The 25,141-nt window shown below is 63.8% G+C and carries 24 protein-coding genes and 1 riboswitch; of the genes, 16 read left to right on the top strand and 8 right to left on the bottom strand.

Annotation, left to right across the window (positions count from 1 at the left end; genetic code table 11):
- The first annotated feature begins 6 nt into the window (after positions 1-6).
- The 4 genes from CK219_RS06380 (at position 7) to CK219_RS06365 (ending at position 4,611) form a co-directional block, all read left to right on the top strand.
- Positions 7-2,226, top strand: a complete 2,220-nt coding sequence (locus CK219_RS06380; protein ID WP_095765909.1) for a 3-hydroxyacyl-CoA dehydrogenase NAD-binding domain-containing protein — start codon at positions 7-9, stop codon at positions 2,224-2,226.
- Positions 2,227-2,235: 9 nt separating this feature from the next.
- On the top strand, positions 2,236-2,778 hold the full coding sequence (locus CK219_RS06375) for a thioesterase family protein (RefSeq protein WP_095765908.1): 543 nt from the start codon (positions 2,236-2,238) through the stop codon (positions 2,776-2,778).
- A 297-nt stretch (positions 2,779-3,075) separates the two neighbouring features.
- Positions 3,076-3,717, top strand: coding sequence for a helix-turn-helix transcriptional regulator (locus CK219_RS06370; RefSeq protein WP_095765907.1), 642 nt, complete (start codon positions 3,076-3,078; stop codon positions 3,715-3,717).
- Between the two features lie 9 nt (positions 3,718-3,726).
- Positions 3,727-4,611 carry a thermonuclease family protein gene (locus CK219_RS06365; RefSeq protein WP_095765906.1) on the top strand — a complete coding sequence of 295 codons (885 nt, stop codon included), beginning with the start codon at positions 3,727-3,729 and terminating at the stop codon, positions 4,609-4,611.
- On the opposite strand, the gene CK219_RS06360 is transcribed toward CK219_RS06365, so the two are convergent.
- Entirely contained in the window at positions 4,574-6,223 is a 1,650-nt protein-coding gene (locus CK219_RS06360; protein ID WP_095765905.1) for a lysine--tRNA ligase, read from the bottom strand. The genes CK219_RS06365 and CK219_RS06360 overlap by 38 nt on opposite strands.
- A gap of 215 nt (positions 6,224-6,438) precedes the next feature.
- Between CK219_RS06360 and CK219_RS06355 the strand changes: the two genes are divergently transcribed.
- Positions 6,439-6,852, top strand: coding sequence for a tellurite resistance TerB family protein (locus CK219_RS06355; protein ID WP_095765904.1), 414 nt, complete (start codon positions 6,439-6,441; stop codon positions 6,850-6,852).
- Between the two features lie 78 nt (positions 6,853-6,930).
- Here CK219_RS06355 and CK219_RS06350 read toward each other — a convergent pair whose 3' ends face one another.
- Positions 6,931-7,767: a transporter substrate-binding domain-containing protein gene (locus CK219_RS06350; protein ID WP_224545082.1), complete on the bottom strand. Its 837-nt coding sequence runs from the start codon at positions 7,765-7,767 to the stop codon at positions 6,931-6,933.
- Between the two features lie 263 nt (positions 7,768-8,030).
- On the opposite strand from CK219_RS06350, the gene CK219_RS06345 reads away from it, so the two are divergent.
- The 3 genes from CK219_RS06345 to CK219_RS06335 all read left to right on the top strand — a co-directional run bounded on the left by CK219_RS06345 (position 8,031) and on the right by CK219_RS06335 (position 10,260).
- Entirely contained in the window at positions 8,031-8,762 is a 732-nt protein-coding gene (locus tag CK219_RS06345; RefSeq protein WP_095765903.1) for a LuxR family transcriptional regulator, read from the top strand.
- A gap of 98 nt (positions 8,763-8,860) precedes the next feature.
- Entirely contained in the window at positions 8,861-9,499 is a 639-nt protein-coding gene (locus tag CK219_RS06340) for an acyl-homoserine-lactone synthase (RefSeq protein WP_095765902.1), read from the top strand.
- Positions 9,500-9,510: 11 nt separating this feature from the next.
- The gene (locus tag CK219_RS06335; protein ID WP_095766188.1) at positions 9,511-10,260 is read left to right on the top strand and encodes an enoyl-CoA hydratase-related protein; all 750 of its coding nucleotides are present in this window, start codon (positions 9,511-9,513) and stop codon (positions 10,258-10,260) included.
- A gap of 119 nt (positions 10,261-10,379) precedes the next feature.
- Here CK219_RS06335 and ppk2 read toward each other — a convergent pair whose 3' ends face one another.
- Positions 10,380-11,285 carry a polyphosphate kinase 2 gene (gene ppk2, locus CK219_RS06330; RefSeq protein WP_095765901.1) on the bottom strand — a complete coding sequence of 302 codons (906 nt, stop codon included), beginning with the start codon at positions 11,283-11,285 and terminating at the stop codon, positions 10,380-10,382.
- Between the two features lie 185 nt (positions 11,286-11,470).
- Here ppk2 and CK219_RS06325 point away from each other — a divergent pair, with 185 nt between their 5' ends.
- The 3 genes from CK219_RS06325 (at position 11,471) to CK219_RS06315 (ending at position 14,659) form a co-directional block, all read left to right on the top strand.
- Positions 11,471-12,736, top strand: a complete 1,266-nt coding sequence (locus tag CK219_RS06325; RefSeq protein ID WP_095765900.1) for an ATP-binding protein — start codon at positions 11,471-11,473, stop codon at positions 12,734-12,736.
- 108 nt (positions 12,737-12,844) lie between these two features.
- The gene (gene phoU, locus CK219_RS06320) at positions 12,845-13,567 is read left to right on the top strand and encodes a phosphate signaling complex protein PhoU (RefSeq protein ID WP_095765899.1); all 723 of its coding nucleotides are present in this window, start codon (positions 12,845-12,847) and stop codon (positions 13,565-13,567) included.
- Positions 13,568-13,654: 87 nt separating this feature from the next.
- Positions 13,655-14,659 carry a magnesium and cobalt transport protein CorA gene (locus CK219_RS06315; protein ID WP_095765898.1) on the top strand — a complete coding sequence of 335 codons (1,005 nt, stop codon included), beginning with the start codon at positions 13,655-13,657 and terminating at the stop codon, positions 14,657-14,659.
- 141 nt (positions 14,660-14,800) lie between these two features.
- Here the strand turns inward: CK219_RS06315 and CK219_RS06310 are convergent, their stop codons facing one another.
- Positions 14,801-15,319, bottom strand: a complete 519-nt coding sequence (locus tag CK219_RS06310) for a GcrA family cell cycle regulator (protein ID WP_095765897.1) — start codon at positions 15,317-15,319, stop codon at positions 14,801-14,803.
- 357 nt (positions 15,320-15,676) lie between these two features.
- Between CK219_RS06310 and CK219_RS06305 the strand changes: the two genes are divergently transcribed.
- From CK219_RS06305 to CK219_RS06295, 3 genes are all read left to right on the top strand, one after another.
- Complete coding sequence (locus tag CK219_RS06305) at positions 15,677-16,876, top strand: aspartate aminotransferase family protein (protein WP_095765896.1); 1,200 nt, start codon at positions 15,677-15,679, stop codon at positions 16,874-16,876.
- A 16-nt stretch (positions 16,877-16,892) separates the two neighbouring features.
- Positions 16,893-17,804 (top strand): ornithine carbamoyltransferase, encoded by a 912-nt coding sequence (argF, locus tag CK219_RS06300; RefSeq protein ID WP_095765895.1) that lies wholly within the window; start codon positions 16,893-16,895, stop codon positions 17,802-17,804.
- 124 nt (positions 17,805-17,928) lie between these two features.
- Positions 17,929-18,957 (top strand): Hsp33 family molecular chaperone, encoded by a 1,029-nt coding sequence (locus CK219_RS06295; protein ID WP_095765894.1) that lies wholly within the window; start codon positions 17,929-17,931, stop codon positions 18,955-18,957.
- A 190-nt stretch (positions 18,958-19,147) separates the two neighbouring features.
- Here CK219_RS06295 and apaG read toward each other — a convergent pair whose 3' ends face one another.
- Positions 19,148-19,540, bottom strand: coding sequence for a Co2+/Mg2+ efflux protein ApaG (gene apaG, locus CK219_RS06290; protein ID WP_095765893.1), 393 nt, complete (start codon positions 19,538-19,540; stop codon positions 19,148-19,150).
- Between the two features lie 343 nt (positions 19,541-19,883).
- On the opposite strand from apaG, the gene CK219_RS06285 reads away from it, so the two are divergent.
- Entirely contained in the window at positions 19,884-21,029 is a 1,146-nt protein-coding gene (locus tag CK219_RS06285; protein ID WP_095765892.1) for a ceramide glucosyltransferase, read from the top strand.
- A gap of 82 nt (positions 21,030-21,111) precedes the next feature.
- Here CK219_RS06285 and CK219_RS06280 read toward each other — a convergent pair whose 3' ends face one another.
- Positions 21,112-22,302, bottom strand: a complete 1,191-nt coding sequence (locus CK219_RS06280; protein WP_095765891.1) for an O-succinylhomoserine sulfhydrylase — start codon at positions 22,300-22,302, stop codon at positions 21,112-21,114.
- Between the two features lie 56 nt (positions 22,303-22,358).
- Positions 22,359-22,436: riboswitch (SAM riboswitch) on the bottom strand.
- A 116-nt stretch (positions 22,437-22,552) separates the two neighbouring features.
- Between CK219_RS06280 and CK219_RS06275 the strand changes: the two genes are divergently transcribed.
- Positions 22,553-23,647, top strand: coding sequence for a 2'-deoxycytidine 5'-triphosphate deaminase (locus tag CK219_RS06275; protein WP_095765890.1), 1,095 nt, complete (start codon positions 22,553-22,555; stop codon positions 23,645-23,647).
- A 177-nt stretch (positions 23,648-23,824) separates the two neighbouring features.
- Here CK219_RS06275 and CK219_RS32555 read toward each other — a convergent pair whose 3' ends face one another.
- Positions 23,825-23,947 carry a hypothetical protein gene (locus CK219_RS32555; protein WP_280950859.1) on the bottom strand — a complete coding sequence of 41 codons (123 nt, stop codon included), beginning with the start codon at positions 23,945-23,947 and terminating at the stop codon, positions 23,825-23,827.
- A 185-nt stretch (positions 23,948-24,132) separates the two neighbouring features.
- On the bottom strand, positions 24,133-25,128 hold the full coding sequence (araD1, locus tag CK219_RS06270) for an AraD1 family protein (protein ID WP_095766187.1): 996 nt from the start codon (positions 25,126-25,128) through the stop codon (positions 24,133-24,135).
- Positions 25,129-25,141: the final 13 nt, after the last annotated feature.

The following is a 25,141-nucleotide window of genomic DNA, read 5'->3' as shown; positions in this document are numbered from 1 at the left end:
GAAGAGATGAGCTACACCAATTTCACCCTCGACGTCGACGCCGACGGCATTGCGCTGATCACCTGGGACATGCCGGACCGTTCGATGAACGTCTTCACCGAGGAGGTGATGCGCGAGCTGAACGCCATAGTCGATCATGTGGCCGGCGATGCCGCCGTCAAGGGCGCGGTTATCACCTCGGGCAAGGACTCTTTCTCCGGCGGCGCCGACATCACCATGCTGCAGAAGATGCTGGCCACCTTCGCCGTCGACAAGGAGAAGGACCTCGAGAGGGCGACCAAGGCGCTGTTCGAGAATGCCGGCTACATGACCGGCCTGTTCCGCAAGATCGAGACTTCCGGGAAGCCCTGGGTGTCGGCGATCAACGGCACCTGCATGGGCGGCGCCTTCGAGATGTCGCTCGCCTGCCATGGCCGCGTCGCCGCTGATTCCGATAAGGTGAAGATGGCGCTGCCCGAGGTGAAGATCGGTATCTTCCCGGGCGCTGGCGGCACCCAGCGCGTGCCGCGGCTGACAGACCAGCAGCAGGCGTTGCAGATGCTGACCTCCGGCCAGAACCTGACGCCGCAAAAGGCGAAGGCGATGGGTCTGATCCATGAGATCGCGGAGCCGAAGAAGCTGATCGAAACCGCCAAGGCGATGATCAGGAACGGCCTGAAGCCGGTGGCGCCTTGGGACGAGAAGGGCTTCAAGCTGCCGGGCGGTCCGGTCTACTCGGCGGCCGGCGCCAATCTCTGGCCGCCGGCCATCGCCATCCTGCGCCGCGAGACCTACGGCAACTACCCGGCCGCGGCCGCGATCCTGAAATGCGTCTATGAAGGCCTGCTGGTGCCGTTCGATACCGCGCTCAGGATCGAGCAGCGTTATTTCACCGAGATCATGCAGTCGAAGGAAGCGGCGGCGATGATCCGCTCGCTGTTCCTGTCGCTGCAGGAACTGAACAAGGGCGCGCGCCGCCCGTCCGGCCTGCCGGACACCAAATTCAAGAAGATCGGCATTCTCGGCGCCGGCTTCATGGGCGCCGGCATCGCTTATGTTACGGCAAAAGCCGGCATTCCGGTCGTGCTGCTAGACCGCGATCTGCCGTCGGCCGAGAAGGGCAAGGCGCATTCCGACAGCCTCATGGCCGATCAGGTCAAGAAGGGTCGCGCCAAGCCGGAGGACAAGGACAAGCTCCTGTCGCTGATAACGCCGACGGCGGACTATGCCGACCTTGCCGGCTGCGACCTCGTCGTCGAGGCGGTCTTCGAGGATTCGAGCGTGAAGAAGGACGCGACAGAGAAAGCGGAGGCCGTGCTGAAGTCCTCGGCGATCTTCGCTTCGAACACATCCACGATCCCGATCACCGCTTTGGCGAAGAATTCGGCGCGGCCGAAGAACTTCATCGGCATCCACTTCTTCTCACCGGTCGACAAGATGATGCTGGTCGAGATCATCCTCGGCAAGAAGACCGGCGACAAGGCCTTGGCCGTCGCCTTCGACTTCGTACGCGCCATCAAGAAGACGCCCATCGTCGTCAACGACACGCGTGGCTTCTACGTCAACCGTTGCGTGCTGCGCTACATGTCGGAAGCTTACAAGATGCTGATCGAAGGCGTGCCGGCGCCGATGATCGAGAACGCCGCCAAGGCCGCCGGCATGCCGGTCGGTCCGCTCGCGCTGACCGACGAGACGGCCGTCGACCTTGCCCAGAAGATCATGAAGCAGACCATCCGGGATCTCGGCGAGAAGGCCGTCGACCCCAGGCAGATGGCGCTGATCAACACGATGGTCGACACGCATGGCCGCTTCGGCCGCAAGAACGGCAAGGGTTTCTACGACTATCCGGCAAAGCCCGCGAAGAAGAAGCTGTGGCCGGGCCTGAAGGACCTCTACCCACAGCTGAAGCCCGAAAAGGTCGACTATGAGGAGCTGAAGCAGCGCCTCTTGGTCACCATCGCGCTGGAAGCGGCGCGGGTGATGGAGGAAGGCATCGTCACCGATCCGCGCGAGGCGGATGTCGGCTCGATCCTCGCGTTCGGCTTCGCGCCTTTCACCGGCGGCGCGCTGTCCTACATCGACGGCGTCGGCGCCAAGCGTTTCGTCAAGATCGCCAAGGGTCTGCAGAAGAAGTATGGCGCCGAGTTCAAGGCGCCGAAGCTTCTGCTCGACATGGCCGAGAAGGGCGAGACCTTCTACCAGCGCTTCGACCCCTACCGGAAAGGCGAGGTTCGAGAGGCGGCCTGACGAACCGGAATGTATGTCTGGGGGCGAATGGCCCGCACCATGGCCACGGCATCGAGCCGTGGCACCTATAGGGTCGGCGAGGAAAGCCGGCTGGCTTTTCGCTGCCTGCCGATCGACATCGACTTCAACCTGCACCTGAACAACGCCCGCTACATGATGCTGGCCGACCTTGGCCGCATCGACATCTTCCTGCGCATCGGCCTTATCGCATTGGCGCGCAAGAATGGCTGGGCGCCGATGATCGGCGGGCTGCAGGTAGCCTATGCGCGTGAGATCAGGCTGTGGCGGCGCTTCGAGGTGGTCTCGTCGATCGAGACCTGGGAAGGCACGTCCGTCATCGGCAGGCACCGCTTCGTCCTCGACGGCGGCGAGACGGCGGCGCTGATCCTGACCACAGGCGGTGTCTACGATCGTGGCGGCCGCCGCTTCCTCGACATCGAGGAGGTCGTCGCAGCGCTCGGCCACGCCGCCGGTCCACGCCCGCCGACCGAAGCCGAGCGGACCTTCATGGTGTCGCACCGGAATTTGCGCGAACAGGCCAAGGCGGCCTGATCGCGCTTCGGCTCAGGCTGCCCTGCCGAGCAGGAATCTGTCACCTCGTCCGAGAAGACCATCAGCTCATCGTCGAAGGCGACGACGGTTCGCCTGCCTTGCGGATACGGTCGCCCGGCCTGCATTCCATGCGCCACAAGCGCCCGCCGAAGGCCTTGGCCGGGATAGGATAGGAGGTGCGCTAGAAGGAGGCTCATGGAGCATTGTTAACGATCCGCCGGCAGCACCGGTGGACAAGGGCATGACTGCGCGCTAGACAGGCTTGAGGCATTTTTTCCTGTTTGAAGGAGTGCGCGCGTGCTCTCACACGACCGCGTATGGGCCGCAATCGATGCTCTCGCTGAGCGCTATTCGCTATCGGCTTCCGGACTTGCCCGGCGCGCGGGCCTTGACTCGACAGCCTTCAACAAGTCGAAGCGGCTGTCGTCCGACGGCCGGCCGCGCTGGCCCTCGACCGAATCGCTGGCCAAGATCATCGAGGCCACCGGCGCTTCGCTGGAGGAATTCACCGGACTGGTCGAAGGTCGCAGTGGTGCCTCCGTCGCCCAGCACCGCAGCGCGGTTCCATTGCTTGGCTTCGCCCAGGCGGGAGCGGGGGGCTTCTTCGACGATGCAGGCTATCCGGCCGGGCAGGGCTGGGACCTGGTCGAGCTTCCGGCGCGGGCGACCGAGACGTCCTACGCGCTGCAGGTGCAAGGCGATTCCATGCTGCCGCTCTACCGCAACGGCGATGTGCTGATCGTCGAGCCGGGCGCGCCGACCCGCAAAGGCGATCGCGTTGTCGTCAAGACCACCGCCGGCGAGGTGATGGCCAAGGTGCTCGACCGGCAAACGATGAAATCGATCGTGCTGGTTTCGCTCAACCCAGACCACCCCGACCGAGACATCCCGACGCGCGATATCGAATGGATGGCGCGCATCGTCTGGGCGAGCCAGTAGGCCGGGCTGATGCGGCTTCTTCAGACAGCCCTGGCGGTGCTGGCGGTCCCGGTCATGGCGGCTCTTGTTGTTGCCGGCGGACACGCGGTCAAGGGCCACGAAAGCGCCGTCACGGTCGATCAGATCGATCCCATCGCCGACGCACTCCCCACCGGCGACAATACGCTTTCCGCTTCCGATGCGACGCAAGAGCCGGCGACCTCGGCTATTCCCGCGCCGGCCGCTCCACAACCGCCGAAGCCTGCTGCTCATTCGAGGGCCATCGATCCCGACGTCGTGGCGCCACCTGATCTTTCAGACAACGAACTGGAACGGGTGGAGCCGCGCGCGCCGCTCAGCGATCTGGCGCTGGCCGGGCCGCCCAAGCCGCCCAAGACGAAGATGCCAAGCGACTGGAACGGCACCAAGCTGTTCCAGCCGGTCGCCACCGCCGCCGGGTTGATCGAGTCGAAAGGTTATGCGGTCGCCGTGTCCGGCGTGGATGTCGTCAAGGCCGATGAAACCTGCAGCGACGAGGGCAAGAGTTGGGCCTGCGGCGCCCGCGCCAGGACGGCCTTCCGCGCCTTCCTGCGCGGCCGCGCGGTCGCCTGCACGGTGCCGCCGGAGGGCGGGCGCGACACCATTACCGCCGAATGCCATATCGGCAATCAGGACATCGGCCAGTGGCTGGTCGAGAACGGCTGGGCGCGCGCCGCGCAAGGCGGTCCCTATGTCGAGGCCGAGAACAAGGCCCGCTCGGCAAGGAAGGGTATTTTCGGCCCGGCGCCGAAGCTCGACGGGCTGCCGGCGGTGCCGGCCGCGTCGGGTCCGGCGCCGGTGGCGCCGGATTCGATCCTGCCGGCCGATGGCGGGGCCGTTACGCCGCCAACTGACCAGCCAGCGCCCGCTCAATGAGCGCGCGTGTCTCGGCGATGCCGTAAAGCGCCGCGAAGGAACCGAAGCGCGGTCCGCGCTCCTGGCCGATCAGCACCTGGTAGATCATCTGGAAGAAGGCGACCGACACGCCGGGCCCGCCTTCCGGGCTCTGCTTGGAATGGTCCTGGTAGCGCTCGATCTTGCGCGCCACATTGAGCGCGGCGTTCTGGATCGCTTCGCCGTCGGCGCCCGGCGGCAGCGCGCCGAGTGCCTCGGAGAGCTTGGCCAGCGCGTCGCGCTCCACCTCGTCGGCCGCGCGGAAAACCTTGGTCGGCTTCACGAAGTCGTCGAAATAGCGGATCGCGTAGCCGGTCAGCCGGTCGAGTTCGGGATGCGTCTCCGGCGTCACGCCCGGCGCATGCCGCGAGATGAAGCCCCACAGCACCGACTTGTCATGCGCGTTGGAGGCGCTGACGAGGTTGAGCAGCAGCGCGAAAGGCACCGGCAGGTCGATCGCCGGCGGGTTGCCGTCATGCATGTGCCAGACCGGATTGCCAAGCCGTTCCTTCCAGTCCTGGCGCGGATAGGCGCCGAGGAAAGCGTAATACTCATCCACCGCCTTCGGGATGACGTCGAAATAGAGCTTCTTCGCCTGCCGCGGCCGCTGGTACATGTAAAGGCCGAGGCTTTCAGTCGGCGCGTAGGTCAGCCATTCGTCGATGGTGAGCCCATTGCCCTTCGACTTGGATATCTTCTGGCCCACCTCGTCGAGGAACAGCTCGTAGACGAAATGCTCCGGCGCGCGTCCGCCGAGGATGTTGCAGATGCGGTCGTAGATCGCCGCGTTGGTCTGGTGGTCCTTGCCGAACATCTCGAAATCGACGCCGAGCGCCGCCCAGCGCATGCCGAAATCCGGCTTCCACTGCAGCTTCACACGGCCGCCGGTGACAGGCAGCGTCGTCTCGGTGCCTTCGTCGTCGAAGGTGATGGTGCCGGCCTTGGCGTCGACATTTATCATCGGCACGTAGAGCACGCGGCCGCTCTTCGGCGAGATCGGTAGGAACGGGCTATAGGTCGCCTGGCGCTCCGGCCCGAGCGTCGGCAGCATCACGCCCATGATCTCGTCATAGCGTTCGGCGGCGCGCCGCAGCACCTCGTCGAAACGGCCGGCCTTGTAGTACTGCGTTGCGCTGGCGAATTCGTAGTCGAAGCCGAACGTGTCGAGGAAGCGGCACAGCATCGCATTATTGTGGTCGGCGAAGCTCGCATAGTCGCCGCCGAACGGATTGGGCACCGAGGTAAGCGGCATATGCAGATAGGGCTCAAGCGCGGCGCGGTCCGGCACGCTCTCCGGGATCTTGCGCATGCCGTCCATGTCGTCGGAGAAGCACAGAAGCTTGGTCTTGACCTTATCTTGCGTCAGCACCCGGAAGGCATGCCGCACCATGGTCGTGCGCGCCACCTCGCCGAAGGTGCCGATATGCGGCAGGCCGGACGGGCCATAGCCGGTCTCGAACAGGACAGTCTCGGGAAAGTCCTTGTCCTTGTAGCGGGCGATGACTTTTTTCGCTTCCTCGAACGGCCAGGCCTTGCTCTCGGCCGCCGCGGCAAGCATCTCGGGAGTGAGATCGATGATGTTTGATCCCGTCATGTCAAAGTTCCAGTCATGGCCGTCTTCGCGGCGGATAAGGTTTTGTCGACCGGTCTCTAGGCGTGACAGGCTGGAGCGTCAACGATTTGCGGCGCTTTTCCTTGCGACGCCGCGATAGCGCTCCTACGTTCGGGGCCCATCATCCAGTGCATGTCATCCAAAAGTGTGTCACGGTTTTGGAAAGATGACATGCGCGCCGCCTTCAGGAGTTTTGAATGCCTTCATTGACGCCGCACGAAGCCCTGATCCACCTGATGGTCATCACATCGGCCTCCGATCGCGACATGACCGATGTCGAGCTGGAGCGGATCGGCGACGTCGTCCGCTCCTGGCCGGTGTTCGTCGACTTCAACCAGGACAGGCTGGTTGCAGTGGCACAGGCGTGTCAGAAGGCGCTGCATGAGAAGGACGGGCTGGAAGGCGTGCTGGCGCGCGTCGCCGAGGCGCTGCCGGAGCGGCTGCGCGACACCGCTTATGCGGCTGCTTTCGAGGTTGCCGCCGTCGATCTCGAAATGCGCATGGAGGAAGTGCGCGTCCTGCAGCTCATCCGCCTCAAGCTCGACCTCGACACGCTGACCGTCGCCGCGATCGCCCGCGCGGCCAAGGCGCGCTTGCGCTCGCTGACATGAAGCAATCCAGGAAAAGTCTGAGCGGTTAGGCTCGGCGACTTCGCCGCAGCCTTCTGTTCGGAATTTCTGGATAACCGGTTAGAAAAAACTCACCGGGAAATAGCGCAGGTAGAACTCGGCGAAGGTGCCCTTGATCGAGATTTCCTGCAGCGCGTAGTCAAAGGCGGCGGCAAGCGCTGTGTCGTTCTTGCGGGTGGCGATCGCCATGCCCGAGCCCAGATATTCCGGCGCCAGATACGGACCGCCGGCGAAGCGGCAGCAGCCGGCGGCGTCCGAGCCGCCCAGCCAGAAAGCAAAGCGCATGCCATCGCCGAAGGCGGCGTCGACCTTGCCGGCCTTGAGGTCGGCATAGAGGTCTTCCGGTGTGTCGAAGGTCACCACCTGCACGGTGTTGAAGTAGTCCCGCAGCATTTTCTCATGCGCCGAGCCGGCGACGACGCCGACCCGCTTGCTGCGCAGCTTGTCGAGGATCGGCTCGGCGAAGGCCTTCGCCTTGGGCATGATGAAGCGCGCGGGGAATTGCATGTAGGAGCGCGAGAAGGCGTATTTCTCGCGGCTGTCCGGCGTCGCGGCGATGCCGGCGATGATCGCCTCGCCTTCGCCTTTCTGCAGAGCATCGTCCAGTTCGTTCCACGGCAAAGCCTGGACCTGGCATTTTTCGGCGACGCCCAGTTCCGCGCAGATCGCCCGCGCCAGATCGATGTGGAAACCCGACAGGCGGCCGGCGCCGTCGAGGAAGTTGAACGGCGGAAAATCGGTGGTGGTGAGGAATCTGAGCCGCGGCAGCGCGGAAAGATCGGGCTTCGGCAGCCGTTCCTTGGCGTCCCACAGCACCGGCACCTGCGGCTCCGCCGCCTGAGTCGGTCCGGCAAGGGGCAGCGCGCCGGTCAGTGCCGATATCAGGGCCAGAAATATCCACCGCAATTTCACGATAAGGCTCCGCCAGACAGCTTTCTTGGCTTTTCGTATGAAAAGGGGGGCAGGCACAACGGTTTTTGATTTCAAGCCGCCAAATTCAGCGTATGCTTTAGCACGTGTGCAAGTGACCTTGCGTGCCGGAAGGGGGAAGCTGCCGGTTTTGCTGAGGAGATTGCGACGCGGGGGTTGATGACGAAGGGGGGTTCGGGCATCTACCGTCGGTAATGAAAAAGCAGAAGCAACATGGGGTAGATGTTGCGATGGGCCTGTTCGACAGAACTCTGGAATACATAGACCAGTTGCAGCATGCTGGCACCGCGGCCGCGGTCTGCGAGAGGCTGCTCGGCATCACCTCGAGCTTCGGCCTGACCGCACTGATGGCGGGAACCGTGCCGCAGCCGGGCACGCCGCGCGGCCGGCAGAAACAGCATGTGATGCTTTGCGATTGGCCCGGCGAATGGCTGGAGCGCTATGTGGCGCGCAACTATGTCGACCACGACCCGGTCGTCAGCCACATGAAGCAGCTTCAGGCGCCGTTCCAATGGCGGGACGCTTCCAAGAACGCCCTGATCGACAAGAACAGCGACGAAGTCATGGGCGACGCGCGCGAGTTCAAGCTGCGCGACGGCCTGGCGTTTCCGCTGGTCACGCTCGACGGCCAGATCGTGATGGTCTCGCTGGGCGGCGAATCCGTTGAACTGTCGGATGCGGAATTCGGAATGGTCTCGCTCGCGTCGACCTATGCGATCGGCCGCGCCATGCAACTGCACACCAAGGCCGACAGCGTCATCGATCACATAGAATTGACGGCGCGTGAGCGGGAGTGCCTGCAATGGGCCGCCGTCGGCAAGTCCGAATGGGAGATCTCGCAAATCCTCGGCATCTCGGAACACACTTCCGAGAAACACCTTCTTAACGCCAAGAGCAAACTCGGGGCAGCCAACCGGGTACAGGCGGTCGCGGAGGCGATTAGGCGCGGTTATATTAGCTAGGTCGGCCGTGCCGACCTGGAAATTCTTGCCTGCGCCTTCGCGCAATATTTTAAGGGACATCACGGCCGTATCTTCCTCTTAAGCCCAGGAGACGGCTAATGCTCTTTGCCCTTACCACTCAGGAACTGATGGAACGCCCCGACCTTTGGGAGGCGGTCCATCGCTTGCGCTACAAGATCTTCGTCGAGGAGATGGGTTGGACCGATCTCGACCGTCCGGACCAGCTCGAGATCGACCAGTTCGATCATGACGAGGCCGAACACCACCTCGTCATCCGCAACGGCGAACTGGCTGGTTACCAGCGCATGCTGCCGACCACACGGCCGCATCTTCTGACGGATGTTCTGTCGGATCTCTGCGAAGGACCGTCCCCCTCAGGGCCGAATGTGTGGGAACTGACCCGCTACGCGGTGGCTCCGGGTTTTCGCGACGGCAAACGTGGCGTCTCGACGGTCGGCACCGAGCTGATCGCCGGCTTCGTCGAATGGGGCCTGAAGCGCAACGTCAACCAGGTCATCATCGAGTTCGAGCCGATGTGGGTGCTGCGCGCCCTGCAACTGCACTTCCTGGCGACGCCGCTCGGTTACCAGCGCACCTATGGCAACCAGCAGGTCGTGGCGACGCTGCTCACCTTCACCGAGCATACGCTCGATGTCGTGCGGGCCCGTCGCAACCACCACCTGCCGGTGCTGAATAGGGGCTATCCCGGTCTGCTCGGCCTCAAGCAGGCTTCGTGATGGAGGCGGTCATGAGTTTCCATCCCGAACCGGAACTGCGCGGCCATACGCTGGTCGTCACCGTGTCCTCGCATGACGGCCGGCCGGTGCTTGATAGGCATGCCTATGCGAGCCTTGCCAGGACCTTGCGCGATGCGGCGGTCAACGACGAGGTCCGCGTCGTCATGCTGCGCGGCCTTGCCGGGTGCTTCTGCCTTGGCGGGGACTTCTCGGAGTTCCTCGACGCCACCAAGCACCGAGAGCTGATCGCCGCCGTCACCGACATGTTCCGTATGTTGGCGACCTTCCCCAAGCCGGTCCTTGCCTGCGTCGACGGCGATGCCGTCGGCGTCGGCTGCACCATCCTGTTCCACTGCGACATGGTAATCGCTTCCAGGGGCAGCACCTTCAGGGTGCCGTTCGTCGATTTTGGCCTGGTGCCGGACGCGGCGACCAGCATTCTGGCGCCCCAGAAGCTCGGCTATGCCGGTGCGTTCCGCTTCTTCTGCCTGGGCGATACGCTGGGCGTCGAAGACGCCAAGGCGCTGGGCCTGGTCGGCGAGATCGTGACGCAAGGCAGCGCCGAGGAAGCAACGCTGGCGAGGGCCAAACAGCTGGCCAAGAAGCCTGTTGCGGCATTGCTGCAGACGCGCAGCCTGCTCAAGGGAAATACGGACGTGTTGTGCGACCGCATCGACCACGAGATCACGCTGTTCCAGCAGGCGCTTCAGGATGACACCACGCTGAAGCGGCTGCAGCGGATTGCTCGCCTGGCCGCCTGAGTGCCCGGCATGAAACCTCAGCGCCGCGCGAGCCGAAAGGCGCGCGGCGCTGTAACCCGTCCGGAACCGCGTTACCCCGCGGGTAGGGCAGGCCAGCGGTTCCAGACGAAGAACAACAATTAGTCTTTGAGGAATTCCGGCCCCTCGCCGATGATCTTCTTGTCAGGCTTGCCGACGGCGTCGAGGTCCCTTCCGTCATAAGGCAGGGAAAGCAGGATACGCTGGATCACCGCGAGCCGGGCGCGTCGCTTGTCATTGGCCCGCACGACGATCCAGGGCGAGAACTCCTTATGCGTGCGCTCGATCATCTGGTCGCGCGCCCTGGTGTAGTCATCCCACTTGCCGACGCCGGCGATGTCGATCGGCGAGAACTTCCAGTTCTTCAGCGGCGACCAGCGGCGGTCATGGAACCGTTCGAGCTGCGTTTCGCGGCCGATATTCAGCCAGAATTTGAAGAAATGCATACCTTCGTTGCAGATCATCCGCTCGAAATGCGGCGTCTCGTCGAGGAATTTCTCATGCTGCTCCGGCGTGCAGAACCCCATGACCGGCTCGACGCCGGCGCGGTTGTACCAGGAGCGGTCGAAGGTGACGAATTCGCCCGAAGTCGGGAAATGATCGACATAGCGCTGATAATACCATTGCCCCGCCTCGGTCGGCGTCGGCTTGGGCAGCGCGACGTTGCGGGCCGTGCGCGGGTTCATATATTGCCGCAGCACGAAGATCGTGCCTCCCTTGCCGGCCGCGTCTCTACCCTCGAAAAGCGCCATCACCCGCTTGCCGGTGGCTTGCAGCCAAGCCTGCGCCTTGACCAGTTCGATCTGCAGCTCCTCGAGCTCCTTTTCGTAGTCCTCGCTTTTCATCTTCTTGTCATAAGGATAGCCGCCGGCGGTAAGCTTGTTGTCCTCGATCCAGTCGGGCAGCACCGGATTGTCGATGTCGAACTCGCGCTCCTTGCCGCCGATCTTGATCTTGATCGGTGCCGTGGCCGGCACCGCTTCGGCCGTTTCCTTGGCTTTTTTCATCCGGACGAACCTTTCCAGTTTGCGGACTCATGCTATGGAGCCTGTGCAGCGCAAAGACGCTGCAGCATTTTGATCTTGCGCATGAACCTTCGCGAAAATCGATCCTGATTTCCAGGGTCCCATGCGTCAGGCCGGTCCAGCGAGCCGGCTGACCGGTCGAACGGGATGCGGGGTGGCGCGGGCCTATGGCAGAGACGGGCGCGGGACAAGACAACAAGGGGCGAGCCTTGGCCGGGCGGCTGGCGCGCAACCGCTGGCTGCTTGGCGCAGGCGTTCTCGCGGTCCTTGCCGTTTATTTTTTCGCCGGCTCATCCGCCTATGTGCTGCTGCTGGCCCTGGCCGCGCTGGCGGCCGCGGCGATGCTGCCCGCAGATGCCGAACGCCAGCCGGCCGATGTGGGGGCAGCGATCGAGGCTAGCGGGCTGCAGAGGCTCTCCGGCGAATATCTGGCCGCCGCGGTCGCCGACCCGCTGATCATCTTCGACCATTCCGCCACCATCGTTCACGCCAACGCTGCCGCCTTCGCCGCCTTTGGAGGACTGGCGCCCGGTATGTCGCTGTCGCTCAAGTTCCGCGCCCCGGAAATGCAGGCGCTGCTCGACGGCATCCTTGCCGGGGAAGTCGCTTCCGATGCGGTCGACTACACCGAAAAGCTGCCGGTGGAACGCACATATCGGGTCAGCGCGTCCACGGTCGGCCATGCCACAGGCCTTTACGTGCTGGTGTTCAAGGATCAAAGCGAGACGCGCCGCATCGACCGCATGCGGGCCGATTTCATCGCCAATGCCAGCCATGAGCTGCGCACGCCGCTTGCCTCGATCGCCGGCTTCATCGAGACGCTGCGCGGGCCGGCCCGCAACGATCCGGCGGCGCGCGACCAGTTCCTGCAGATCATGCAGAACCAGACCGGCCGGATGGCCCGCCTGATCGACGATCTGCTCTCACTGTCGCGGTTGGAGATGAAACCCTATCTGGGACCGGGCACGGAAGTCGATCTTCGCCAGACGATCGACAGCGTCATCGATTCGCTGGGGCCGCTGGCCAGTGAGAACGGCGTCGTCATCGAGCGGGAGTTCGCCAACGCACCGCTTGTCGTCCCCGGCGATCGCGACGAGTTGTTCCAGGTCTTCGAGAATCTCCTCGAGAATGCCTGCAAATACGGCCAGTCAGGCGGGCGCGTCACCGTATCGGTCGCCGGCGGCGAGGATGGCCAGCAGCCGGGCTTCGACGTCACGATAAGGGATTATGGTCCGGGCATTGCCGAAGAGCACATCCCGCGCATCACCGAGCGCTTCTACCGCGTCGATGTCGAAAACAGCCGCGCCCAGAAAGGCACCGGGCTTGGCCTTTCGATCGTCAAGCATATATTGACCCGTCATAACGCAAGATTGTCCATCAAGTCGGAAGTCGGCAAGGGCGCGGCGTTCACGGTTCATTTGCCGGCTCGCTGATCGTATATCGGTTACCAACCGGGATTTTCTTCTTTCTGTCATGCGGTTCACGTATCAGCGACGGATTGAGGGAACGCACCAGCCGGCACAAGCCGGGAAGGCATATCCATGCAGTCCGTTCATATCGCCAGTGCCTATGATGAAGAGCTGAAATTCCTGTCGAAGCGCATCGCCGCGATGGGCGGCCATGCCGAGCGCATGGTCGAACAGGCGGTCGCGGCCCTGGTGAATGTCGACCATGGCCTCGCGCAGAAGGTCATCCAGGACGATCTCGTCCTCGACGAAGGACAGCGCGAGATCGACGACAAGGCCATCATCATCATCGCCAGGCGCCAGCCGATGGCGACGGATCTTCGCGAGATCGTCGGCGCGATCCGTATCTCGGCTGATATCGAGCGTGTCGGCGACTTGGGCAAGAACGTCGCCAAGCGGGTGGCCTCGGTGGACGGCCGCCAGCCGAATAGCCTTTTCCGCGGTATCGAGGCGCTTGCCAATCTGGCGCTGACGCAGCTCAAGGAAGTGCTCGACGTCTACGCCTCGCGCTCGGTCGAGAGGATTGGCCTCGTGCGCGACCGGGACGACCAGATCGACGCCATGTACACCTCGCTGTTCCGCGAGCTCTTGACCTACATGATGGAAGATCCGCGCAACATCACACCGTGCACGCATCTTCTGTTCTGCGCCAAGAACATCGAGCGCATCGGCGACCACGCTACCAATATCGCCGAGACGATCTATTACATCGTCACGGGCGACCAGATGCCAGCCGACCGGCCGAAAGGCGACAAGACCGACAAGGTCGTGCTTCCCGGCCCGGTGCCGGCTAAGTGAACCGCCGCCTCTCGAATGGCTTCCTGATTTAGGATAAGCTCCTCCAGGGACAGCGATTTTGTCAGTCGCAGTCTCGGGAGGTTTGCGATGGAACAAGTTCGAAACCTGACCCCGGCCCCTATGTCGGGCATCATTGCATCCAGCGTCTATTCGGGCGGCAAGCGCATCGCCGACATCGCCATCGAGCAGGCCGGCGAATGGGCGGCAAAACCCGGTCATGTCGTCTGGATCGGCCTGCTCGAGCCCGATCGCAACCTGCTGCTCCGGGTGCAGGCGCAATTCCACTTGCATGATTTGGCGATCGAGGATGCCGAGCATCCGCATGCGCGCCCGAAGATCGAGCAATATGGCGACGCCCTCTTCATCGTTGCCCGCACCGCGCAATTGATCGACGGCCGTGTCACTTTCGGCGAGACGCATCTGTTCGTCGGCGCCGGCTATATTGTCAGCGTCCGGCACGGCCCGTCGACCTCTTACGCCGCCGTGCGCCAGCACTGGGAGAGCTGCCCGCATTCGCTCGCCAAAGGCGAGGATTTCGTCCTCTACGCCATCCTCGACTTCATCGTCGACAACTACATGCCGGTGCTGGAGCAGATCGAGGACGAGGTCGAGGCGATCGAGGACAAGGTGCTTCTGAAGCCGATGACCGGTTCCGATATCGAGCGGCTTTACATGCTGCGCCGCGATCTGCTGCGGCTGCGCAATGCGGCGCTGCCGCTGGTCGAGGTCTGCCGTCGGCTGACCAGCGCCGACCTGCCGCAGATACATGCCGCCATGCATCCGCTGTTTCGCGACGTGACCGACCACATCCGCACCGTGCAGGAAAAGATCGACTCCCTGCGCGAGGTTCTGGCCTTCGCCTTCGAAGCCAGTCTGCTGGTCGGGCAGAGCCAGGAAACCGCAATATCCAAGAAGCTCGCCTCATGGGCGGCCATCCTGGCGGTGCCCACGGCCTTCGCCGGCATCTACGGCATGAACTTCTCCGACATGCCGGAACTGAAGATGGAATACGGCTATCCGGCCGTCCTGGTGGCGATCGCGCTCATCTGCGCGTTCCTGTACTGGCGGTTCAAGAAGAATGGATGGCTGTGAAATAGGGGAGTAAGGGAGTAGGGGGCGAGTAGCGAATAGCGAGTAGGGGAAATAAGTTGCCCTTTCGCGAAACTCTATCTAGTTCTATTCGCTATTCGCTATTCGCTATTCGCTATTCGCTATTCGCTATTCGCTATTCGCTCAGCGCGCCCTGCGCCGCTCCCCGGCCGGCTGGAACGCCACCCGCGAATGATACTTGCAATAGGGTCCCGTTTCGGCGGCGTCGTTGCCGCAGAAGTTGAAGTCTTCCGACAGCGGATCGCCGTTCGGCCATTTGCAGGTGCGTTCGGTCAGCTCGACGAGCTGCAGATGCCGCGAGATCGGCACGACCACGTTCTCGACCGGTCGGATGTAGTGGCGCGCGACCGGCTCGGCGTCGAACTGCACCTGCAGCGCGGTGGCGCCGATGGTGGTGGTCACGTGACGCGTGGCACTCGCGGCGCGGGTCACCGATTTCTGCATCGAGGCGCCTTGCGTCGCTTTCTTCTGGCGCGCCGGAGCGGCCGTTGCGCGGCCCCGGCCCGACAGCTTCAGGCGATGCACCTTGCCGATGACGGCGTTGCGGCTCACCCCGCCGAGCTGTGCAGCGATCTGGCTGGCGCTCAGACCCTCCGACCACAATTTCCTGAGAAGTTCGACCCGCTCGTCAGTCCAGTTCATGAGACCGCGCTCCTGCTGAGGCGTACGACAGTCAGAATCCTTTCCCGCCCCCGGCTCTCGCCGGGCAAACAACACCACATATACCGGGTGATTAGGTCCGCCGCACGAAATCTAGTTATTTCTCGACTACAAATACCTTATGCGCTGACTCGGTGACAAGAGTCCCCAGGGCAACACGATTCGGTTTTTTCGGTTTTCCCCAACTTGCCGGCCTACTTATGAGCCGGCGTGGCGTCAGGGGCTTGCCACGCGCTTCTGCGTGACGTTTTCGTTGACTTCATGGCCGAAAAACATGATAAGCCGCAAAGGCCGCCGCATTGGCGGCTTTTTTGATTTCCGGTTCCGGAGACGCATATAATGAGCGGTTCGGCGCTTTACGAGACCTTTGCCCGCGCACCCCTGGCTTTCGACCGCGGGGAGGGGACCTGGCTGGTCACCGACAAGGGCGAGCGATATCTCGACTTCGCCGGCGGCATCGCGGTGAATTCGCTGGGCCACGGCCATCCGCATCTGGTCGCGGCGCTCACCGAGCAGGCCGCCAAGCTGTGGCACGTCTCCAACCTCTATGAGATCCCGGAACAGCGCCGGCTGGGCGAGCGGCTGACTGAGGCGACCTTTGCAGACAAGGTGTTCTTCACCAATTCCGGTGCCGAGGCACTGGAATGCGCCATCAAGACGGCCAGGCGCTATCAATTCGTCAAGGGCCATCCCGAGCGCTTTCGCATCATCACCTTCGAGGGCGCCTTTCACGGCCGCACGCTGGCGACGATCGCCGCCGGCGGCCAGTACAAATACCTCGAAGGCTTCGGCCCGAAGGTCGAGGGATTCGACCAGGTGGCTTTCGACGACATCGACGCCGCTGAAAAGGCGATCACGCCGGAGACCGCGGCGATCCTGATCGAGCCGGTGCAAGGCGAGGGCGGCATACGCCCGGTGCCGACGCAATCGCTGAAGCGGCTGCGTCAGCTCTGCGACAAGCGCGGCCTGCTTTTGATCTTCGACGAGGTCCAGTGCGGCATCGGTCGCACCGGCAAGCTGTTCGCGCATGAATGGGCAGGCGTCACGCCCGATCTGATGGCGATCGCCAAGGGCATCGGCGGCGGCTTTCCGATGGGTGCCTGCCTTGCCACCGACGAGGCGGCGACCGGCATGACGGCCGGCGTGCACGGCACCACCTTCGGCGGCAATCCGCTGGCGATGGCCGTCGGCAACGCCGTGCTCGACGTGGTGCTGGCCGACGGCTTCCTCGAGGACGTGCAGCGCAAGGCGCTGCTTCTGAAGCAGGGCCTTGCGGGGGTGGCCGATGAATTCCCCGACGTCATCGAGGGCATCAGGGGAACCGGCCTTATGCTCGGCCTGAAATGCGCCATGCCCAACGCCAAGGTGAACATGGCGCTGCGCGACCAGCACCTGCTTGCCGTGCCGGCGGGCGACAACGTCATCCGCCTCCTGCCGCCGCTCACCGTCACCGACGAGGAGATCGGCGAGGCGCTGGAGCGCATTCGCGTCGGCGCCAAGCGCCTGACCGACGCGATTGCCGCCGAAGCCGCCAAATAATTTCTGGAACCTGCCGATGAGTGTTCGCCACTTCACCGATCTGTCCGCCGTTTCCGCGGGCGACCTGCGCATCATGCTGGACGACGCGGTGGCGCGAAAGACCAGGCTCAAGGCGGGTGAGTGTTCAAAACCGCTCGATGGCAAGGTGCTGGCCATGATCTTCGACAAGCCGTCGACGCGCACGCGCGTGTCCTTCGATGTCGGCATGCGCCAGCTCGGCGGCGAGACCATCATGTTGACCGGCACCGAAATGCAGCTCGGCCGTTCGGAGACCATCGCCGACACGGCGAAAGTGCTGTCGCGCTACGTCGACGCCATCATGATCCGCACCACCTCGCACGACCGGCTGCTGGAGCTCACCGAGAACGCCACCGTTCCGGTGATCAACGGGCTGACCGACGACACGCATCCCTGCCAGCTCATGGCCGACATCATGACCTTTGAGGAGCATCGCGGTCCGGTGTCCGGCAAGACCTTCGCCTGGACCGGCGACGGCAACAATGTGCTGCATTCGCTCCTGGAGGCCTCGGCGCGGTTTAGCTTCAACCTCAATGTCGCGGTGCCGGAAGGCAGCGAGCCTTTCGAGAAATATGTCGACTGGTCGAAAGCCAATGGCGGCAAGGTTCGGTTTTCCAGGTCCGCCGAGGAAGCCGTCGACCAGGCCGACTGCGTCGTCACCGACAGCTGGGTCTCCATGGGCCAGGAGCATCGCGCCCGCGGCCACAACGTCTTCCTGCCCTATCAGGTCAATGCGGCGCTGATGGCGAAAGCCAAGCCCGATGCATTGTTCATGCACTGCCTGCCGGCGCATCGCGGTGAGGAGGTCACCGACGAGGTGATCGACGGCCCGCATTCGGTGGTCTTCGACGAGGCCGAGAACCGGCTGCACGCCCAGAAGGCAGTGCTGGCCTGGTGTCTGGGCGCGTGAGAAGGGCTGGACCTGACCGCTTCCGGCCCGATCGGGCTCAACTTGATCTGGGGACATGTGATGCCTATTTGCGGGCCATCACGTAAATCGAACGCGCTTCGACGCATGCGGCTCACCGGGCGGCATGGCTGCGCCCCGGAGTATTGTCATGTTGGAAACCCAGACCTTGGCTGAGCATAAACCCCAACTCGGTGAATTCGGCTTCGCCGGCGACGATCATGTCGTGCCTTATGAGGTCGCGCCGCTCGATGTGCGCGGCCGCACCGTGCAGCTCGGGCCGATGCTCGACGCTATTTTGAGCCGCCACGATTACCCCGAGCCGGTCGCCCGCCTGCTGGCGGAAGCCTGCGTGCTCACCGTGCTGCTCGGCACTTCGCTGAAGTTCGAAGGCAAGTTCATTCTGCAAACCCGCACCGACGGTCCGGTCGACATGCTGGTGGCTGATTTCACCACGCCGCATGCGCTGCGCGCCTATGCGCGCTTCGATGCCGACCGGCTGCAGGCGCTGACCGCCGCCGGCGAGACCTCGCAGCAGACGCTGCTCGGCGACGGCGTCTTGGCCTTGACGATCGACCAGGGTGCACATACGCAGCGCTACCAGGGCATCGTCCAGCTCGACGGCACCTCGCTCGAGGACGCTGCGCGCACCTATTTCCGGCAGTCGGAGCAGATCCCGACCGATATCAAGATGTCGGTCGCCAAGCTGGTCACGCCCGGTCCGGCCGGCGCGCGCGAGCAGTGGCGCGCCGGCGGCATCCTGGCGCAATTCCTGCCGCGATCGCCGGAGCGCATGCGCGTTCCCGATATTTCCGGCGGCGACGGCGATCCGCGTGACGTTGCGGACCAGCCGGCCGACAATTCCTGGCAGGAGTTGCTGGCGCTGCTCGGCACGATCGAGCCGACCGAGTTGATCGACCCGACGGTGGGCGCCGAGCGGTTGCTCTACCGGCTGTTCCACGAACACGGCGTGCGCGTTTTCCGCGGCGTCCCTGTCGCCGACCAGTGCTCCTGCTCGCGCGACAAGATCCGCGGCATTCTCGAAGGCTTTTCGGCTGAGGAGATCAAGGAATCGACCGAGGAGGGCGGCATCCATGTCGCCTGCGAGTTCTGCTCGACCCAATACGACTTCGACCCGGCTGAATTCGCGAAGTGAGCTCTCTTCCTTCTCCCCGTTCCACGGGGAGAAGGTGCCCGAAGGGGATGAGGGGCGGCGCCAACGTTGGCGATCATAGCGACACGGTCGTCCGCCTCCAGGAAAATCTCAGAAGCCCGGCGCCGCCCCTCATTGCCCTGCCGGGCATTTCTCCCCGTGAAACGGGGGAGAAAGAGGCTGTCGCCGACGGCTAGTTCACCGTGCGCCTTGTCCCTGGCATGTCGAGCGAGAAAGCCGGAATGGCGATATCGAACGTCTCGCCGCGGCCGTTGCGCATCGTGTAGTGGCCGACCATGATGCCTGACGGCGTCGAGAGCGGGCAGCCCGAGGTGTACTGGTAACTGTCGCCGGGATTGAGTTCCGGCTGGTCGCCGACAACGCCGGCGCCGCGCACCTCCTCGACCCGGCCCTGGCCGTCGGTGATGTGCCAGTAGCGCGACACAAGCTGCACGAACTCGTCGGAGCGGTTGTCGATCGTCACCTGATAGCCCCAGACATAGCGGTTCTCGGACGGATCGGAGCGGTCCTCCAGATAGAAGGGCCTGACCAGCACTTCGATGTTGCGCGTCACTGCGCGATACATGGGCCACTCCGGTTGCCGCCGCGGAAAATATGTCACGCTCCGCTCTTGATAAACGCAGCGCCGACCATCCTGCCAGCCTTGTAAGTGCAGGTGCCGAAAAACAATGTCATTTAGGTGACACATGACAATGTTGGTGTGCACAAACCGTGCCGGGCGACTCGGGCGCTCTGTAACAGTTGAAACGGCCGCGTGCGGCCTAAAGCAATTCCAGGAAAGCGCGAGCGGTTAGGCTCGGCGCCTTCGCCGTAGCCTTCCGTCCGGAATTGCGTGAAAACAAGGAGATGGAGTGGGTCGCCGTTTGCGTGAAACGGTGAAACTCTCTGTCGGGGGTGACCAGATCTCGATGGAACTGACTATCGCAGCCGGCCTGGCTTCGTCAGCGCTTCTTTCCTTCAATCTCGCCAGCATCCTGCTCGCCTCGTCGCGGCTGAAGCGGCGGCATATCATCGCGCCGCTCCCCAGCGCGCGGCCGCCGGTCTCCATCATCGTGCCGTCGCGTGGCGTCGAGCCGTTCACGCCGGAGACCTTGCAGCGCGCCTTCTCTCTCGATTGGCCGCGCTATGAGCTGATCTTCTGCGTCGCGCATGCCGAAGACCCGGTGGTCAAGCTGATCGATGCGGCGATCGCACGCCACCCCAAAATTCCCGCGCGGCTGCTGATCGGCGACGATCGCGTCAGCGCCAATCCCAAGCTCAACAACTGCGTCAAGGGCTGGCAGGCGGCGCGACACGATTGGGTGATCCTCGCCGATTCCAACGTGCTGATGCCGAGAGACTATGTCCAGCACCTGATGGCGGCATGGCGGCCGGATACCGGCCTCGTCTGCTCGACGCCGATCGGCTCGCGGCCGGACGGGTTTTGGGCCGAAGTCGAATGCGCCTTCCTTAACACGCTGCAGGCGCGCTGGCAGTATGCCGGCGAGGCGGTTGGCCTTGGCTTCGCCCAGGGCAAGAGCATGCTGTGGAACAAGCCGATGCTCGACGCCAACGGTGGCATCCAGGCCTTGGCCGCCGAGATCGCCGAGGACGCGGCGGCCACCAAGCTGGTCAACGGCCTGGGGTTCAACGTCAACCTCGTCGCCTCGCCATTCGAGCAGCCGCTCGGCCAGCGCAGGCTCGCCGAGATCTGGTCGCGCCAGACGCGCTGGGCGCGGCTGCGGCGGGTTACCTTCCCACTGTTCTTCGCGCCAGAGATCCTGACTGGCGCTGCGGTGCCGCTGCTGCTGGCGCTGATTGCAGCGGCAAGCGCCGGCGTCAGCCTGCCCACGACGGCCTTGGGCGTGCTGGCGATCGCCTACCTGCCGGAATGGCTGCTGGCCTTTGCCAAGGGCTGGTACCTGTCGCCACGCAGCGTCACCGCGATGATTGTGCGCGATGCCCTGCTGCCGGCCATCTGGGCGCGCGCCTGGTTCGGCGGCGCCGTCGAATGGCGTGGCAACGCCATGACCATCCGCACCAAGGCGATGACCGAGCTGGAGGAGCTCGCCTAGAGCAATTCCAGGAAAAGTGTGAAACGGTTTTCCGTCCGGAATTGCGGCTCTGGAAGGCTCCGGCCGCGGCGTTCTCAGCGTTCTATTTTGCTGCCTTCAGCGCCTGTTCGACGTCTTCCAGCAGATCGTCGCTGTCCTCCAGGCCGACGGAGAGCCTCAGCGTGCCTGGCCCGATGCCGAGCTCGGCGCGGGCCTCGTCGCTCAGGTTCTTGTGCGTCGTCGTCGCCGGATGGGTGATCAGGCTCTTGGCGTCACCGAGATTGTTCGAGATCAGCACGATGTCGAGCGCGTTCTGGAAGGCAAAGGCCGCCTGCTTGCCGCCTTTGACGTCGAGGCAGATCAGCGTCGAGCCTCCCGACATCTGCTTCTTGACGATATCCGCTTGCGGATGATCGGCGCGGCCCGGATAGATGACGCGGGCGATCTCCGGCCGGCCGGCAAGAAAATCCGCGATCTTGCCGGCGCTCTCGGTCTGCTGGCGCACGCGCAGCGGCAGCGTCTCCAGGCCTTTGAGCAGCGTCCAGGCGTTGAAGGGCGACAGGCTCGGGCCGGTGTGGCGGAAATAGTCGTGAAGGTTCTCGTCGATCCACTTCTTGTCAGACAGGATGACGCCGCCCAGGCAGCGGCCCTGGCCATCTATATGCTTGGTCGCCGAATAGACGACGATATGGGCGCCGAGCAGCAAGGGCTTCTGCTGCAGCGGCGTGGCGAAGACATTGTCGACGATCACCCGCGCGCCGATCGAATTGGCGAGCTTGGCGACGGCGGCGATGTCGACCACCTCCAGCGTCGGGTTCGTCGGGCTTTCCAGGAAGAACAGCTTGGTGTTCGGCCTTATCGCCTTTTCCCAATTGGCGATGTCGGTGCCGTCGACCAGCGTCGCCTCGATGCCGTAGCGCGGCGCCAGCGTCTCGACCACCCAGCGGCAGGAGCCGAACAGGGCGCGCGCCGCGACGATATGATCTCCGGCCTTGGCGCTGCAGAGCAGCGCGGCGGTTACTGCGGCCATGCCGGAAGCGGTGGCGCGGGCATCCTCGGCGCCTTCCAGCGCGCACATGCGCTTTTCGAACATGTCGACGGTCGGGTTGGCGTAGCGCGAATAGATGAAGCCCGGCTCTTCGCCCTTGAAGCGGGCTTCCGCCGCTTGCGCCGTCTCGTAGACATAGCCTTGGGTGAGATACATCGCCTCGGATGTCTCGCCGAAACCGGAACGCAACGTTCCGCCATGCACGAGTGCCGTCTGAGGTTTCCAGTTGCGCTTCTTGGTGCTCATAGCCCTGCTTTCAGACACAAAAAAACCGGCCGCGAAGTCGCAACCGGTCCATATAGCCTTGCGGCTCGACGGTCCTTTAGCGACTTGTTTAACGTGGCTGCAAGCCGACCGGCCAAATCACCACGGGATAACGACCCTTTAGACCCGCGCCGCGCTTGCGTCAATTGCCGGCTTCATTAAGAGGTTTGTACCAGCCGGGCGGCAAGAGCCTGCTTAGATCCTCGCCCGGCCTTGTGAACGGAGCCAGCCTTTGCGGCAAACAGGCATTCTTCCGGATCAGGACATCGCAGCGCTGTTCGAGGCGAAGGCGCTGAAGTCGCCGCGCGCGCTGGACGCCGACCAGATCCAGCCGGCCAGCCTCGATCTAAGGCTCGGCGACAAGGCGTTTCGCGTGCGTGCCTCGTTCCTGCCGGGTCCGGATCATCGGGTCGTCGACAAGCTCGAGCGGCTGAAGCTGCACGAGATCAGCCTTGCAGAGGGCGCGGTGCTGGAAACCGGCTGCGTCTATATCGTGCCGCTGCTCGAGAGCCTGGCGCTGCCGGCGAACGTATCCGCCTCGGCCAATCCGAAGAGCTCGACCGGCCGTCTCGACATATTCACGCGCGTCATGACCGATCGCGGCCATGAGTTCGACAAGATTGCCGCCGGCTACCGCGGGCCGCTCTATCTCGAGGTCAGCCCGCGCACGTTCCCGATCGTCGTGCGCGCCGGCTCGCGGCTGTCGCAGATCCGCTTCCGCACCGGCAACGCGGTGCTCTCGGAGAATGAGCTGCGCGACCTTCACCGCGCCGAGATGCTGGTCGCCACCGAGCCACCCAATATTTCAGGCGGCGGCATCGCACTCTCCATCGATCTCGACGGCGACAAGGACGGCCTTGTCGGCTACCGCGGCAAGCACCACACCGGGCTGGTCGACGTCGACAAGCGCGCCGCCCAGGATGTCGTCGATTTCTGGGAGCCGATCTACAAGAGCGGCGCCGGCGAACTGGTGCTCGATCCGGACGAATTCTATATCTTGGTCAGCCGAGAAGCCGTGCACGTGCCGCCGCTCTACGCCGCCGAGATGACGCCGTTCGATCCGCTGGTCGGCGAGTTTCGCGTTCACTATGCCGGCTTCTTCGATCCGGGCTTCGGCCACTCCGCCGCCGGCGGCAGCGGCAGCCGCGCGGTGCTCGAAGTGCGCAGCCACGAGGTGCCTTTTATCCTCGACCACGGCCAGATCGTCGGCCGCCTGGTCTACGAGCACATGCTGAAACGCCCGCAGGCGCTTTACGGCACCGAACTCGGCTCGAACTATCAGGCGCAGGGCCTGAAGCTCTCCAAGCATTTTCGGGCAGCGCGGTGAGGTCCAAGTGGGGAGATGTCCGGAAGGGGACGCGCCGTCCCATCTGTTCTTCGTCATTCTAGGGCGGAGCAAGGAGCGAAGCGGCGCGCGCAGACCCTAGAATCCATGCCGTGACGCCTGAGCGCCGCCACGGTGCCGAACGCTCACCAGCCAATTCCGTGAGAGAACTCGAACCATTCAGGATGATCTTCTGGAGCCTTGGCCGGTCTTGTGCCCGGGCATGCGGTGGGTAAGGTCATTGGCGACACCGAAATAGCGTGCCACCTTCTGGCTCGCGGTCATGTAAAAATAGCCTGTCATGTTGCGATCTTAGCTGGCGCTGCGCCAACGGTTATTCTGGACGGCAGTAGTCTACGCCCAATGTCACGGCATGGATTCTAGAGTCTGCGCGCGTCGCTTCGCTCCTTGCTCCGCCTAGAATGACGAAGTGGAAGAGGCAGCTTCCTTCGCGCCCCTCTGGCCTGCCAGTCACCGGGAGATCGGCGCTACAGCGCCTTCACCGCCACCTTGACCGGCTTCTCGATCTCCAGCGGATTGCGCAGCGGCAAGCCGAAATCCGGCGCCTCGATCTCGAACGTATCGCCGGCCTCGGTCCTGATGCCATCGGCGAAGGAGAGCGTCGCGGTGCCGAACATATGCACATGCACGTCGCCCGGCTGGCGGAAGGCCGAATATTTGAAATGGTGGTGCTCGAGATTGGCGATGGTGTGCGACATGTTCGCTTCGCCCGACAGGAACGGCTTTTCCCAGAGCAGCTTGCCGTCGCGCCAGATGCGCGAGGCGCCGCGGATATCGGCGGGCAGCTCGCCGATCAGGATTTCAGGGCCAAACGAGGCGTTGCGCAGCTTGGAATGGGCGAGGAACAGATAGTTCACCCGCTCGGTGACGTGATCGGAGAACTCGTTCGACAGCGTGAAGCCGACGCGGAACGGCGCGCCGTCATCGCCGATGACATAGATGCCGGCGATCTCCGGCTCCTCGCCGCCATCCTGCGCGAAGGCCGGCGACATCAGGGGTGCGCCAGGCGCCACCGCCATCGTGCCGTTGCCCTTGTAGAACCATTCCGGCTGCACGCCGACCTGGCCTTTGGCCGGCTTGCCGCCTTCGAGGCCCATGCGGAACATCTTCATGGAATCGGTGAGTTCCGCCTCGCCGCCCTCGCTGAGCTTCTTGTGCATGGAATCGCGCGTTGCCGCGGAGCCGAGATGCGTGAGCCCGGTGCCGGTGAGATGCAGATGCGCCGGGTCCGGATGGTTGATCGGCGAGACCAGCCTGCCCCTCTTATAGGCGGCATCGAGATCGACCGTCTCGCCATAGCCCTTGCGCTCGATCAATGCCTCGAGGCCCGTGCCTGTCCGCGCGGCCTCCATAGCCAGCGAATAGACGCTGCGCGCGCCGTTGATGACCCTGGTCTTGCCGCCGCCATTGCGGGCGACGACGCGGATCGTCTCGGCGTCGTCGAGGATCTGGGAGATCAGCATGTTTGAACCCTCT

The sequence above is a fragment of the Mesorhizobium sp. WSM4313 genome (genome assembly GCF_002294725.1).
Classification (GTDB): Bacteria; Pseudomonadota; Alphaproteobacteria; order Rhizobiales; family Rhizobiaceae; genus Mesorhizobium.
This window is presented reverse-complemented; position numbering and strand designations above follow the sequence as displayed.

What these genes read in the sequence shown, in the direction of transcription:
- phoU (WP_095765899.1), top strand. Translation starts at nt 12,845, where the DNA reads ATGCAGTCCGTTCATATCGCCAGTGCCTATGATGAAGAGCTGAAATTC.
- CK219_RS06365 (WP_095765906.1), top strand. Translation starts at nt 3,727, where the DNA reads ATGCGGCTTCTTCAGACAGCCCTGGCGGTGCTGGCGGTCCCGGTCATG.
- CK219_RS06345 (WP_095765903.1), top strand. Translation starts at nt 8,031, where the DNA reads ATGGGCCTGTTCGACAGAACTCTGGAATACATAGACCAGTTGCAGCAT.
- CK219_RS06280 (WP_095765891.1), bottom strand. Translation starts at nt 22,302, where the DNA reads ATGAGCACCAAGAAGCGCAACTGGAAACCTCAGACGGCACTCGTGCAT.
- CK219_RS06375 (WP_095765908.1), top strand. Translation starts at nt 2,236, where the DNA reads ATGTATGTCTGGGGGCGAATGGCCCGCACCATGGCCACGGCATCGAGC.
- araD1 (WP_095766187.1), bottom strand. Translation starts at nt 25,128, where the DNA reads ATGCTGATCTCCCAGATCCTCGACGACGCCGAGACGATCCGCGTCGTC.
- CK219_RS06285 (WP_095765892.1), top strand. Translation starts at nt 19,884, where the DNA reads ATGGAACTGACTATCGCAGCCGGCCTGGCTTCGTCAGCGCTTCTTTCC.
- CK219_RS32555 (WP_280950859.1), bottom strand. Translation starts at nt 23,947, where the DNA reads ATGACAGGCTATTTTTACATGACCGCGAGCCAGAAGGTGGCACGCTAT.
- CK219_RS06355 (WP_095765904.1), top strand. Translation starts at nt 6,439, where the DNA reads ATGCCTTCATTGACGCCGCACGAAGCCCTGATCCACCTGATGGTCATC.
- CK219_RS06295 (WP_095765894.1), top strand. Translation starts at nt 17,929, where the DNA reads ATGGCTGCGCCCCGGAGTATTGTCATGTTGGAAACCCAGACCTTGGCT.
- apaG (WP_095765893.1), bottom strand. Translation starts at nt 19,540, where the DNA reads ATGTATCGCGCAGTGACGCGCAACATCGAAGTGCTGGTCAGGCCCTTC.
- CK219_RS06310 (WP_095765897.1), bottom strand. Translation starts at nt 15,319, where the DNA reads ATGAACTGGACTGACGAGCGGGTCGAACTTCTCAGGAAATTGTGGTCG.
- CK219_RS06340 (WP_095765902.1), top strand. Translation starts at nt 8,861, where the DNA reads ATGCTCTTTGCCCTTACCACTCAGGAACTGATGGAACGCCCCGACCTT.
- ppk2 (WP_095765901.1), bottom strand. Translation starts at nt 11,285, where the DNA reads ATGAAAAAAGCCAAGGAAACGGCCGAAGCGGTGCCGGCCACGGCACCG.
- CK219_RS06380 (WP_095765909.1), top strand. Translation starts at nt 7, where the DNA reads ATGAGCTACACCAATTTCACCCTCGACGTCGACGCCGACGGCATTGCG.
- CK219_RS06360 (WP_095765905.1), bottom strand. Translation starts at nt 6,223, where the DNA reads ATGACGGGATCAAACATCATCGATCTCACTCCCGAGATGCTTGCCGCG.
- CK219_RS06305 (WP_095765896.1), top strand. Translation starts at nt 15,677, where the DNA reads ATGAGCGGTTCGGCGCTTTACGAGACCTTTGCCCGCGCACCCCTGGCT.
- argF (WP_095765895.1), top strand. Translation starts at nt 16,893, where the DNA reads ATGAGTGTTCGCCACTTCACCGATCTGTCCGCCGTTTCCGCGGGCGAC.
- CK219_RS06335 (WP_095766188.1), top strand. Translation starts at nt 9,511, where the DNA reads ATGAGTTTCCATCCCGAACCGGAACTGCGCGGCCATACGCTGGTCGTC.
- CK219_RS06315 (WP_095765898.1), top strand. Translation starts at nt 13,655, where the DNA reads ATGGAACAAGTTCGAAACCTGACCCCGGCCCCTATGTCGGGCATCATT.
- CK219_RS06325 (WP_095765900.1), top strand. Translation starts at nt 11,471, where the DNA reads ATGGCAGAGACGGGCGCGGGACAAGACAACAAGGGGCGAGCCTTGGCC.